A 13,669-nucleotide genomic window follows, 5' to 3' on the forward strand; every position below is an offset into this window, starting at 1 on the left:
TTTCCAAAATATTGTTTATCGCAATGATCAGATTGGAACATTCACGTGACGTTCCGCATGATAGCTTGAACGTACTAATGGCCCAGATTCAACATATTTCAATCCACGTTTTAAACCTTCTTCTCTGTACGTATCGAACATGTCCGGCGTGATCCATTCGATCACTTCGTGGTGCATTTTCGTTGGCTGAAGATATTGCCCTAGCGTCAGGATATCCAGTCCATTGGCTACCAGGTCATCCATTGCTTTATAGACTTCATCCATTGTTTCACCCAAACCAAGCATAATGCCCGACTTGGTACGTTGTCCGAATTCCTTCGTTCTTTTTATTTGTTCCAGGCTTCTTTCATATTTTGCCTGAGGCCTTACCGAACGATACAGGCGCTCAACGGTTTCCATGTTGTGTGAAACCACTTCCTGCCCTGCTTCGATCATGTGGATCAAAGCATCCCAATTATTTTTTACGTCAGGAATAAGTGTTTCAATCGTTGTTTCAGGTGTAGTTTGTTTAACGTGGACAACGGTTTGATACCATATTTCGGCGCCACGATCTTTCAATTCATCGCGGTTCACAGAAGTAAGCACCGCATGTTTTACCTGCATCAACTTAATTGCTTCGGCAACACGGCGTGGTTCATCTACGTCATATTCATTAGGACGACCCGTCGCCACTGCACAGAAACTACAACTACGGGTACAAACGTTACCCAAAATCATAAATGTAGCCGTTCCTGCTCCCCAGCATTCACCCATATTCGGGCAGCTGCCACTTTCGCAAATTGTATGTAATTTATAGTTGTCAACCAACTGACGGACTTTTCTGAATTCTGGTCCTGCCGGTAGTTTTACGCGTAACCAGTCCGGGCGTTTTTTTCGTTCGGAAGGTATAACTGGAAGTTCAATCATGATTTTCTAATCAAAGTCAATAATCAAAGGCTACAATAACGAGCCGATGGGAATATTATAAATTTAACGACTTATTTTTTGCTGCCAAAATATAGTGTGATGAAGCCCGATGTATAGAAACTTTTGTTCTGTGCATAAGCCATAATATCAATCTTACGGGTAAATGTTTCGGCAAGAAATCCGATTTCGACACCGGTAACATTTTCTCTAAAAGCACTAAGCTCAAAACTAAGTGCTGTTTTAATATGCAGGCCTGGCACAACTTTACTTTGCCCAAAACCTGAAAAAAAGCTGCCCACACCTACAAAGCCTTCATAAGGATCTTGTGTGGAATTAGGATCAACACGTAAAGGAGTCGTAACGACTTGTCCTCCTGCTACTTGTCTTTGTATCATGTAGGGCTTTTCAAAACCCAGCGAAGGTCCGGCGGCAACGATGGCACTGATGGCTATTCCTTCATCCTCGTGCCGGTTAAATAGTGTAATTTCTCTCCCGTATTCCGGCCTCAAAACAAAAAGATAATTTTGTTTTCCATATACAAACCGCGCGCCGGTGTTAAAACTTTGCGCAAGCTCTTTTGGATGTCTTACGTTCACCAGTTCTACGGCCAGATAACGATATTGGTTTTTATCAAATAATTTGCCTGGAAGAGCACTGGAATTACGAAATACAGCTCCACCTAAAATGCCTGAGTTCGTATTGGTTGTAAGACCGAAGGAAGTAAATGATTTATAGACCTCCTCGGTATCTTCGCTTTTTGCCCTGCGTTGGGCGTATATATCCGTGGATAAGAAAACCAGAATACAGATCGAAAGTAAAAGTTTTACACGAATCATATTTACAAGGACATATCTCTTTGTGATCACTATATAAAAGCGAATTGAGGAGTGAAATTACGAAATATTCGTATATACCTTCTCATGTCAACTCCACATTAACGGTTTTTTGTACATTTATGTTCTTTAAACGAAAAAAGAATCAAAAAAGCCTGTTTTGCGCTTCATTACTTGTATAAATTGTCTTTAAATTTTTAATTATCCTATCGTTTTGTCCGAATTTTTGTATCAGCTCGCAATGAGTGCATTTTCCGGGGTCATGCGTTTTGCGGCAGTATTCAGCCCCAAAGTGAAACTGGGTGTAACAGGTCGGGAGGGACTCATTGAAAAACTTGAAAAGACAATTCCACCCTTGATTAATGGTCGGCCAGTGGCATGGTTTCATGCGGCTTCTCTTGGAGAATTCGAGCAGGGAAGACCAGTGATGGAAGCCTTTAAAAAGGAGTATCCTGATTTTTTTATCCTCTTGACGTTCTTCTCTCCATCCGGATACGAGGTTCGGAAAAACTATGGCGGGGCGGATTATATTTGTTACCTGCCGATAGATACTGAAAAAAATGCAAGGAGGTTTGTAAGACTTTTTCAACCCAGCGTTACTTTTTTTATCAAATACGAGTTCTGGTATAACTATTTGTCGGAACTTAAAAAAAGTGGTGCTTATATTCTTTCATTTTCAACAATATTTCGTCCGGATCAGCTTTTCTTTAAACCTTACGGTGGTTTTTACAGAAAAATGCTTTCTTATTTTGATCATCTGTTTGTTCAGAATGACGTGTCTTTGCAACTATTAAGAGGTATCGGAATCGAGCAATGTTCGCTAGCTGGCGACACACGTTTCGACCGCGTTTATGCCATCGCAAAAGGGATCAAAAACTTGCCGGAAATTGCTTCTTTTAAAAATAATAAGCTTTGTATGGTAGCAGGATCGGTTTGGGAAGCGGATATGCAGGTACTGATTCCAGCGTTGAATGAAATTGGAAAGCCTTTGAAAGTCATTTTTGCGCCGCATGAAATTGACCAGTCACATATGGAAAGCTGGCAGAAACAGTTAAAGGGAAAATCAATGTTATATTCTCAATATATAAAAGCAATTGATTCAAGTTCGCCAGTTCTACCTTTCGATTATCTGTTTATTGACAATATCGGAATGTTATCCTCTTTATACAGTTACGGCGATATTGGTTATATTGGCGGATCATTTGGTTCGGGCTTACACAATATCCTTGAAGCCGCGACATTTGGAATGCCGATTCTTTTTGGGAATAAAAAATATCAAAAATTTCAGGAAGCCATTGATCTGATCGAGGAAGGAAGTGCAAAGGCAATTGCGGATACCGATGAAGCAAAACAATATCTTAGAGAATGGACGACTGAGGATATAAAGCGAATCAAACTTAACGCAATCAGCGAAAATTATGTCGCTTCCAGAATCGGAGCAACGGAAATCGTTATGAAAAAGGTAAAAAATCTGCTGACGAAGTAATTTTTAGATTATCGGGAAGATAATTTTTCATCTTCCCGATAATGATTTATATCAAAGGAGAAGAAAATTCTCTAACAATCAGATGTTCGAACAAATGTGCCTGTGTTCCGAGTAACCTCGCTTTTGGCCCCAATTTAGAAATATGAATGGAGAGCGTATTTTTGAAGTCGGACAAGCAATATTTGTTAATTGCCTGCTCAATCGGGTTAGATATAAACGGACCAGCTTCTGCCAATAACCCACCTACAATAATCACTTCCGGATTAAAAAGATGTACTGCCGTTGCCAATCCTTTCCCCAATTCTGTTCCGACGGTGCTTAATAAATCAATTGAAAACTCATCGCCGGAATGAACGGCTTCAATGATATGGCTTGTATCCAATAAGTCAAGATTGTCATTTACCAATTGAGAAAGAATAGTGGCCTGCCCACTTGTGATCCCTTCTTTTGCTCTGCGAATCAAAGCCATCGCAGAAGTTGTTGTATCAAGGCAGCCGATCTTTCCACAATGACAAAGTAAGCCGTCTGGTTTGACCTGAATATGTCCTAATTCACCTGCAAAACCTGATGCACCGTTAAAAACTTCACCATTTAACAAAATTCCCAAACCAACGCCCCAATCTATATTAATTGTTAGAACCTGGGATTTATTGATTGCGTAACCAAAACGGTGTTCTCCGATCGTGGTTGCTTTTGTATCATTGCAAAGGCGTACCGGAAGGTTAAAGTGATTCCTGAGATACGTCACCAATGAGACACCTGGTGGTGTCAGATTCAGATAGGTTAGATTAATCCCTTGTGCCGCATTAATTAGACCAGGCATTGAAACCCCGATTCCCCATAATTTTTCACGTGGTATATCATGAAATTTAAGAAAAGATTCGGTTTCTTTAAATAACTCTTCCAGAAAACTCGAAGAATCATCCAACCTGATATCAACTTTTCGCTTGACAATGATCTGATTATGTAAATCAAAAATTACCAGATGTGTATCATGGCGATTGATATCCATGATCAAAGTCAAATATTTTTTACTGTTCAATCCATATAAAACCGGAGGTCGGCCTGCCCGGGCAGGGCCGGTACCACTTTCGGTGATCCAGCCTTCGCGGATAAGTTCGTTCACGATACCAGTTGCGGATGGTATACTGGCATGAAACAAACGGGCCATTTTATTAATGGAGGTGTCGCCTGATTGGTATAATTCTAGTAAAAGATTACTTCTGAGACGGTTTTTTCTTATATCAATAACGGAATTTGGCTCCTCAACAGCAGAATTCATAGCATATTTAAAACATGTGGCAATTTAGGGGTTCCGACTATTATCGGGCAATTAAAATGATAGTCAGGGACTAATATATAAAATAATATATTAATTCGCATTATTTTATTAAAAAAACTTAATATATTATTTTCAATTTGTTAATAGTATATTATTACAAAGGTTAAAGGCACATAGGATAAATAAACTACTTTATCGTTAACGGACTTTTTACAATAATTTCTATATCACGTCCGACTACCTAAAAGTTCTGTTATATTCGTCATTGTATAAGTTATTGAAATCGTTAGAATGGAGTTTGAAAAAGGATTGGTAATTCGCTCGACAGGTTCATGGTATGAAGTTCGTGACGACCGTGACGGACATATCTGGCAATGCCGGTTGAAGGGAAAATTTAAAACGATGGGGTTAAAAGTTACAAATCCGATCGCGGTTGGAGATTATGTGCGATTTGAAATTGAGGATGAAAATCAGAACTCAGGGATTATTTATGAAATTTTACCACGGACCAATTATGTAGTCCGCGCTTCAGTGCATAAAACGGCACATTCACATTTAATTGCCGCAAATGTGGATCAGGCAATACTAATTGCAACATTGGTTTTTCCACGTACGTCGCTAGGATTTATTGATCGTTTTCTGGTAGCTATAGAATCGTTTAGAATTCCCGGTGTAATTATTTTTAACAAACAGGATTTGCTGAATGATGAGATTAAAGAATTCCAAACGCAGCTGATGGATCTGTATACCAGTCTAGGTTATACATGTATGGCTACCACCGCAGTAACTGGTGAAGGATTGGAAGATTTCAGACAGCTTTTAAGAGGAAAAGTTTCGCTTTTGTCAGGCCATTCCGGTGTTGGTAAATCAACGCTGGTCAATACGATTGCTCCAACTTTGGATATTAAAACCCAGGAAGTTTCAACATTTGCTAACAAGGGAGTGCATACAACGACTTTTGCAGAAATGTTTGAACTTGAACCCGGAACGTTCATCATCGATTCTCCGGGTATCAAAGAGCTTGGCCTGTCCGATATGAAACCGGAAGAGATCAGTCATTATTTTCCTGAAATGCGTGAGCGGTTAAATGAATGCCGGTTCAATAATTGTCAGCATATTAATGAACCAGGATGTGCGATTAAAGATGCGGTGAGCAATGGGGAAATCGCTTTCAGCCGTTATGAAAGTTATTTGAGTATGGTTGGGGGTGGAGATAACCGCAGATAGGATTTTAAAATCTCTGAGCATGAAAAATGTAGAACATATTGGAATTGCCGTCAGAGATCTTGAAGCTGCTGAAAAATTGTTTGGTGCCTTATTTGATAGTGAACCTTACAAAAAAGAGACAATCGCGTCTGAACTGGTAGAAACCTCGTTTTTTAAAATAAACCAGACAAAAATTGAGTTGCTTAAAGCTACGAATGCTGATAGCGCGATTGCGAAGTTTATTGAGAAAAAGGGAGAAGGATTCCACCATGTAGCTTTTGAAGTGGAAGATATTCTTGCAGAAATGGAGCGACTGAAAGGTGAGGGTTTTACCCTGTTGAACGATAAACCAAAGCCGGGAGCGGATAACAAACTCGTCTGTTTTCTTCATCCCAAAGGAACTAATGGCATATTGATTGAGCTATGTCAGGAAATAAAGAAGCCGGATCTTTAGAATCCGGCTTCTTTATTTTGGTTAGAATGGAAGTCCTACCGCAATATTGAGTACTAAATTTTCTTTTCGCCAGGCCCGGCTTCCGAAGTCAATTTCTTTGAATACCCATGGATTTTTATATTTCACCGGAGTATCAGGATCAAATGGAACATCGGGATCTGTGTCAACCGGCGTATTAGTATACCATGGTTTCCTGAATGGTGTTGCGAGATCCAGACGGAACACGAGGAATGAAAAATCCAGGCGAAGACCTATCCCACCGCCTACGGCGACCTGGGTTAAGAAGTTTTTCTTAAAAACAGATTCAGGGCCATAACCTTCCGATTCGTCTCCGCGATAGGACCAGATATTTCCGGCATCAACAAATACAGCACCTCCGATAATGTCAGTAAATTTTAACCGAACCTCCGAATTTGCTTCAAGCCTGATGTCCCCAAATGACTGATACCCAAATAGTCTGATTGAGGTTGTGTCTTGGTTAAAGGCACCAGGCCCAATTGCTCTTGCCCTGAATGCACGAAGGCCGGTACTTCCTCCACCAAAATATTGTTTAAATTGAGGCATTTGCATGGTTTTGGAGTTTCCAAACGGGATACCCACCCCGCCCAGTAATCGGTTAGCCCATTTTATTCTTGAGTTGATCGTTCTGTAATACCTAATGTCTCCATCAAATTTGACGAACTGTAAAATGGGTACGCCAAAGAGCTCTTTGGCAGGATTATCCGTCGTACTAGCATCCGGTTTTTTACCGAAAAGACTTAGTAAATTTCCGCCGTAGTCAATACCACCCAGCATGACAAACTGGTTTTTGCTAAATGGGCGGGGTGTTGGGCGGTAAGAGACAGAATAATTGGAACCCATAATGATATATTTGGTTTCAAATAAGTCTATTAACCTCCTGGCTTCAAGAGGACTTAAATTAGGGCTATCAATAATTTCGGCATATTTCAGAACATCGACATTACGAGGCTCAACAAAGTTTATCGCAATCGGTGTCAGGTTATGCTCCAGTTTCGAACTTTTACTCCATACATAAGAATAATCAAAACGGATAGACCGGGTTGTGTAAAAACCTCGCTGAATCCTGTTTTCATAAGTGAGCGCCATCACCGTTTTTGGCAAAACCTGACTTCTTTCAGGACGGATTCTGACAAAAGGTACAACAAATCTTGGAAAGGAAAGACTGGCTATGGCTCCATACCTGATATATTCATTTCCAACTCTACCTGGGTTTTCTACACGATTTCCACCTAGCTGCACATCAAATCCAAAGTAAGGACTCAGCGTGAAAATCTCACCGCCGCGCAAAAAGTTTCTGTTTTTAAGGTTTACCCTCAGTTCGGAACCGCCGAGGTTGTTGGATTTTGTACTCGCACTCAGAACCGTTTGCAAGGATTTCTTTTTCAACGGCGCCAGATTATAATAAACATTCAGCATCGCAGAATCGGATCTTGGTACCAGTTCAAAGCTGTTTTTGACAAATTTGAAATTCTGAAAATTAACAAGTCTGGAAACTGACAGATCCTGTTGGGTATTGGTATAAAGATTTCCTTTACGGAAAGCGATCGCGTCATAAAATATCCGACGTTTGTAAAGCTTGCCAGGATCATTGATGTTTAAACCCCTTCTCACTGGGCCTTTATTTGTTGCGCTATCGGCACTTTTGTCTTCGTTTGTCCCGGTATTGACAAATATATTATTGATGTAATATTGTTTCAACGCTGTTTGCGCGGTCTCTTTTTTTACTTCGAGATATAAATTCACCTGTTGCTGAGCCAGGGTCGAATCCTGCTTACCAATTGTGGAGTCAACGCGCATGATGAGGTAATCAGGATTGAAATAGTAATATCCTTTTCCTTTCAGGACTTGCTCAATTCTGGAACGTTCAGCAGTAACAACATCCAGCCGAATCGGATCACCTTTTCTGAGATATGAATCTTGTTTTGTTCTAACAAAGTCTTTGTTGAACTGAGCACTATCTGGTACAACAAAATTTATCTCATTAATGAAATAGCGAGGCATCACGTAAGCCTCGTATTCTGCGACAGCTGTTCTTTTCTTTTCATTTAATTTAAGTTTCCCTTTTGCCGAAGATTTGTAGTAACCTTCATTGTCCATAAACCCAACCATATTGGCTGCATTAATATCCACAATTCTCTGATTGGCATAAATAGGCGGCTGCCCCAGTTTTTTTCTGAACCAGCTGCGTAATCCACCTTCGTCCTTTGGCTCGCCGATCCAGTAGTAGAACCAGACTTTCCATGGAAAACCCAGAAGTGTACTATTCGGCGGCGGTTTTATGATTCCTTCCAGACTGGTTGCCAGTTCGCCGACTTTGGGCTTGCTCAACGAGTCCGGTATTACCTTTACACTATTCCCAACATACAGGCTTTGGCCAGCCGGGACGTACTTTCTTACTGAGCAGCTGCCCAGCAAAATACATATCACTAAGATGGCTAAAGAATTAATTTTCATTTTTTTGTTTTTGAAAAATTTCACGGAATAAATCGTAGTCGGCCGTTATAATAAAACTCACACCAGTTTCAATAATAAATCCTTCCAAAATTGACTGATATTGGTTTTTTCTGAATCCCCGGAATAAATACCGGCCATCTTTACTCAGTGAGTAATCCAGCTGGATATTATCAAAGACTTCGGTAGAGCTTGGCGTCTGAGATTTACTTTCCAGTTCAAAGTTTTTTCCAACCGAAATTTTTAATCTGTCCCCCATAAATGCTTTGCTCAAACCAACATTCAGATCGGTACGGGAACCAGATACCTGATCAGTAGAGGAATTAAGGTTAAGGTCGAGATTGACACCTTTTACCAAATCTCCCGCCAAATTATTCAGCTGGTCGCTCAAAAGCTGACTCACACTCTGGCGTGCAATCTGCTCTGCGCTTGACCCAATATTGAAACCGGGCGATGCCTGGTCAGTGATAAATTTATTTGTGATCAACAATGCAAAAGCCTGTTTGTTCATTTCGGAAGGACTTTGTTTCATGTCGGCCCAAAACGTCAGATTCGTAAGATCATTCTTAAAACTTTCAGGCGCTTCGATACCAGGCTCTACATTGAAGGTAATGTTTGGTGTGGAAAGATTTCCGGTAATAATGATCTGAACCTCAATCGGTACTTTTCTGTCACCTTTGTAATTATTGTCGATTGATCCCGGATCTACCATCACCGGATATACAGCCGTTATATTTAAATCGGCTTTCATCGGATCGCCGGTCCAGATCAAATTACTTCCTTTTCGGATCTCAAAATTACGTTTAAGAATTTGCAGGGTAAGGTCATAAGAACCTTGGGTTACATCATAGGCTCCGATCAAATAAAGCTGTCCGTTTGGAGATATACCTGTGTTAAGTTTAGCATTCCCTTTTAGCTTGATATTATCTCCGTTCAGTTCGTCAATAACGACCGTAAACTGAGATTTGTCATCCACGTCAATATCCAGTGAGATTTGAGAAGCAAAATCCACCATGATCTGCGCGGCCGCGTCTGCTGAGTCTACCTTGGCAACCTGTGTAGGATCACTCATGTCCACAAATTCGATGACACCTTTGCTAGCATCACCTGCTTCTGTGACACTGTTAGACATGACCACGGTTACATTACTTTCCGGATCAACTTTTATGTTTCCATCCACGACGGATCTGCTGCCTTTTCCTTTTACCGTTAGATTGGCATCAATAAGTGCCTTACCATAGAAAAGATCATTCTCCTTTTGTGTAGAATTCAGCACGCTGAAATTTTTAGCGTCTATTTTTAAATCATAAGCGACATCAGGAAGTGTGGCGATATTCACGCTTCCGTTAACTTTCAGCTTCTGTTTAAGAGAATCTGCTACGGTGAAATTATTGAAATTAATGCGCTGACCAGCGAATTGAAGTTTTTGGTTTGTTAAAGAATATCGCGTTCCAAGTTGGGTAACATTGAAAGCGACATCGTCAAAACCCATATTTCCGTTTAACTTTGGGCTATCGGTTGTTCCTGTAATTGCCACTTTTCCTGACAGATTTCCTGTTGCGCGTTTTAGCTGCCCGAAGCTGAATGCTTCAATTGTTTCCGCACCGAATTTCTTCATGTCCAACGTAAAATTCAGCGGCTCTTCTTCTTTCAGACGATAACTACCATAAAGTCGCATATCGTTTTTATCACTGGTAAGATTTACACCCACACGAATCCGGTCTTCGGTTTCATTTGTGGAACGAATCGCTAGATTTCCAATTGGGATTTTGGTAAAAGCAAAATTATTAACATCCAGGCGGCCGGTATAAACTGGCGAGGTCATGTAATTGCTTAACTTAATTTTTCCACTCAACGTACCTGTTGCCATAGTAGAATCACGGGTAACAAGTGCAGCGAATGGTCCGATGGAAATGCTATCGGCGACAATATCCAGAGGACTGTTTGGCTGATCGGTTGAAGAGTTAATAGAAATGGACTGATAATCCTGGCGGATGACGAAGTTTTTTACCAACACGCTATCGGGAGCATATTGGATATAGCCCTCACTATCTGTCGCCCATTTGCGATAATCGATCAACAAACCTTCACGAAGGCGTAATTGATATCTGTTGTCAACCAGCGCAAGATCTCCGTTAATTCCATGTCTGTCTGTCTGTACAGAATCCTTAACGATAAAATTAAATTTGATATCGTTCTTGGCAATGTCGGTCGTTAATCCTGCATTTTGCATTCTAAATCCACCGGTTTGAACATTTCCTATACTCGCAGTCATGGCCGCTTTCTCTTTTACGCTGCTCAGATTAACCAAAATGCGTTCGGTATGAATACTGTCGTACTCAACCAGTGGAATATTCAAACTTGCGACAAGCGATGAATCCTGCTGATTATTCAGTTTCGCATGCAATTGGACAGGTTTCAATTCTGTCAGCTGAGGTGCAAAAATTTTGAATAATGGGTGATTTGTAACGGTAGCATCCAGCGTGAAATTGACGGGTTTGGTAACGGGTTTGTAAGTCAAACCAGGAACGGCAAAGTGTTTGCTGGTTTCTGTGAAAATAGCATCCGCTACTTCGGTATAGACAAAATCACCTTCCATCTTCGCATTCAGGAAAGGAGAAACTATGGTAGCTCTTTTATTCCCGGCCGTGTCGCTAAGCTGAACAGTCATATCTGAAATACTGACCGGCCTTTTATGATGGGTCAGAACAAAATCATTGACCGAAACAGTCCCGAGTGGATTTTCAGGATTCGTTGACGGCATATCAATTTTGATATTACCCTTGATCTGCAAAGAATCGTTATAGAGGTTGAGTGCCGTGAGGTTCAGGTGATTTATATTCGCTTCCCCTTTGACGCCGGGAAATTCTTTCGAAAGATCGGCCTGTCCGTTCAGGGATAAATCGATATTCTGATCTTTCATATTGGCTGAGACGTTAGCCAAGTTATGATCAATATCACCTTTAAGTACTAAATTATTATATACATATCCTTTAATATCAGCACTTTGAATTGTTCCGTCCAGATTAGCTCTCATTCTGGATGGTGTATAACCAGTGCCTTCAAGACGCGTTGATAAGGTTAGCTTTCCAAGTTCCTGAGGAGGCTGTTTTAGCATTTTCCCCATATCAAAATCTGTAAAACTCAGTGTTCCGTTATACTGCGCCTTGATGCTATCTGTTATATTCCGGAGATTTCCGGCGAATGTTCCATTTCCAAAAGAAGTTGCGATGGTGGTGTTCATCGTAAGATTAGCCATCGATCCGTTTACCTTACCCGAAATCTTGATTTGTTCCGGAAGTTCAATACTGGAAGGAACTGCGCTGTCAGGAAGCATTTTCATCAAATCAGCTTTGGTTGATGACAATTCGTTAATTGTCATATCTGCCGATAATTTGTTTGCATCTGGCAACCCTCTAATTCGTCCATCCAGACTCAAAACCGTTCCGTCAAGCATACTGAAACGGGCTTTTGAAATCAGCATATCATCAACACTTCCTGTCACCAGACCAGATCCTTCGACCATTCCGTTTGGCTCTTTGCTAAATGGTGGCGTGGTGCCGAGGTCAGGAACGAGCAATAAAATATCTGAAAAAGCGAGTTTTGTATCTTTCAGGTTTAAACGGATTTTTACGTCCGGCAAGTTATTAGTCAGGTCATCTATATTATTGTAGCGTAACGTCAATTCATCACGCAGGGTTGTCTTTGGGGTTTTTACTAAAAGATTTCTCAGGTAAGTTTGTTTTGAACCATAACCGAAATCTGTTTGAAGTGTCAGAAGTTTAAAACCGCTTTTTTCTTCAAACGATCCTTTTTTCAATTTTCCTGTGATGTTGTCTGATGAAAAAAGAAAATCTTTAAGATCAACATTTAATTTTTTGACATTTAAATGTGCATAGTCAAGACCTTTTGCAATTGGTTTTGAATTGAAATCATCATAACGCAAGCTGTTGTTAACCAACTGAATATCTTTCACAACTGCATACCAGCCAGGCGTTTCCGTCGAGTCTGTTTTGGTATCAGGAGGACTTGTTTTTGCAGTTTCTTTTTTCGTAAATTCTGCATAAGCGTTCATATTTTCAACCAGAACACTTTCCACATTAACACGCTGACTGCCCAGATATATGCTATTGATTTTTCCTTTTAACTGACCAACGGTTATGCCGTTATTCAGTCCCGAAGTTTCATCCGTAAAAACCCAGTTGAAATTATTAATATCAATGTCACTCAGCTTTAAATCCAAAGAATCGGCAGGATTTGAGATGCTTTCAGTGGTATCAATCTTTAATGCCTGATACATCCTGAGCTTCGCACCGCTATTGTACAAAGCAATTTTTGTCGGATGGTATTGTGATAGGGAAGGATTGAATTTGTCAAACTGCACATTCGCAGAATCAATGTTGGCGTCTGCGTCAGTACCTATTACTGCATCTTTATATGAAAGACGAACTTGTTTCAACAATACTCTGTCCAAACGCATTTCCATCGGCGCCGCTGTTGTGTCCACAGGAGCGTCCGGGTCGGCACTTGCAAATGCATCAGCGATAAACTGAAAATTGAAGACAGTATCCGGTAAGGTCCGGGAGATATTAGCAACAGCTCCTTCCAACTCAATTTTGTTGATTCCTACATTTCCTTTGATCAAAGAATACATATCCAGGTCTACACGTAACATTTTACCTGAAACAAGTGTGTCGCCCTTTTGATCCGCAAAGAAAACACCCTCTAAAACGATCCAGTCAGGAACGTCGAAGCGTATTTTTTCAACATTGAGTTTGGTCTTTAGCTTTTTGCGCAAATAAGTATTTGCCTGAGCGGTTAGAAAGTTTTGCCCTGCGGGGGTTTGTATTCCCCATATCATTACACCAATCAGGATTAAAACTGTCAGTACGATTATAGCCAATACTTTTAATGCTTTCTTCATTCTTTCAAGTTATTCCATCCATTTCAATAAAGCAGGATGGGTGAAGTTTTCTTAATAGCGGATGTATCTAAATAAATGAGTAGTATATTCTTCTGGTTTCCAGACA

At 40.5% G+C, this 13,669-nt stretch carries 8 protein-coding genes; 3 read left to right on the plus strand and 5 right to left on the minus strand.

Annotated elements, in window-relative coordinates:
* Positions 1-27: 27 nt before the first annotated feature.
* Together lipA and AC1XUO_RS27330 are read right to left on the minus strand one after the other, a co-directional pair.
* Positions 28-906, minus strand: coding sequence for a lipoyl synthase (gene lipA, locus AC1XUO_RS27325; protein WP_483333016.1), 879 nt, complete (start codon positions 904-906; stop codon positions 28-30).
* 71 nt (positions 907-977) lie between these two features.
* Complete coding sequence (locus AC1XUO_RS27330) at positions 978-1,742, minus strand: hypothetical protein (protein WP_483333017.1); 765 nt, start codon at positions 1,740-1,742, stop codon at positions 978-980.
* Between the two features lie 211 nt (positions 1,743-1,953).
* Here AC1XUO_RS27330 and AC1XUO_RS27335 point away from each other — a divergent pair, with 211 nt between their 5' ends.
* Positions 1,954-3,225, plus strand: coding sequence for a 3-deoxy-D-manno-octulosonic acid transferase (locus AC1XUO_RS27335; RefSeq protein WP_483333018.1), 1,272 nt, complete (start codon positions 1,954-1,956; stop codon positions 3,223-3,225).
* Between the two features lie 46 nt (positions 3,226-3,271).
* On the opposite strand, the gene AC1XUO_RS27340 is transcribed toward AC1XUO_RS27335, so the two are convergent.
* Positions 3,272-4,507: an ROK family transcriptional regulator gene (locus tag AC1XUO_RS27340; RefSeq protein ID WP_483333019.1), complete on the minus strand. Its 1,236-nt coding sequence runs from the start codon at positions 4,505-4,507 to the stop codon at positions 3,272-3,274.
* A gap of 291 nt (positions 4,508-4,798) precedes the next feature.
* Between AC1XUO_RS27340 and rsgA the strand changes: the two genes are divergently transcribed.
* Both rsgA and mce read left to right on the plus strand, forming a co-directional pair.
* Complete coding sequence (rsgA, locus tag AC1XUO_RS27345) at positions 4,799-5,734, plus strand: ribosome small subunit-dependent GTPase A (protein ID WP_483333020.1); 936 nt, start codon at positions 4,799-4,801, stop codon at positions 5,732-5,734.
* A gap of 19 nt (positions 5,735-5,753) precedes the next feature.
* Positions 5,754-6,167 (plus strand): methylmalonyl-CoA epimerase, encoded by a 414-nt coding sequence (gene mce, locus AC1XUO_RS27350; RefSeq protein WP_483333021.1) that lies wholly within the window; start codon positions 5,754-5,756, stop codon positions 6,165-6,167.
* Between the two features lie 21 nt (positions 6,168-6,188).
* On the opposite strand, the gene tamL is transcribed toward mce, so the two are convergent.
* A complete protein-coding gene (tamL, locus tag AC1XUO_RS27355; protein ID WP_483333022.1) occupies positions 6,189-8,642 on the minus strand; it encodes a translocation and assembly module lipoprotein TamL in 2,454 nt (817 codons plus the stop codon).
* Entirely contained in the window at positions 8,632-13,563 is a 4,932-nt protein-coding gene (locus AC1XUO_RS27360; RefSeq protein WP_483333023.1) for a translocation/assembly module TamB domain-containing protein, read from the minus strand. Before AC1XUO_RS27360 ends, tamL begins: the two co-directional genes overlap by 11 nt.
* Positions 13,564-13,669: the final 106 nt, after the last annotated feature.

Source organism: Dyadobacter sp. HNCC25DJ186, from assembly GCF_056895235.1.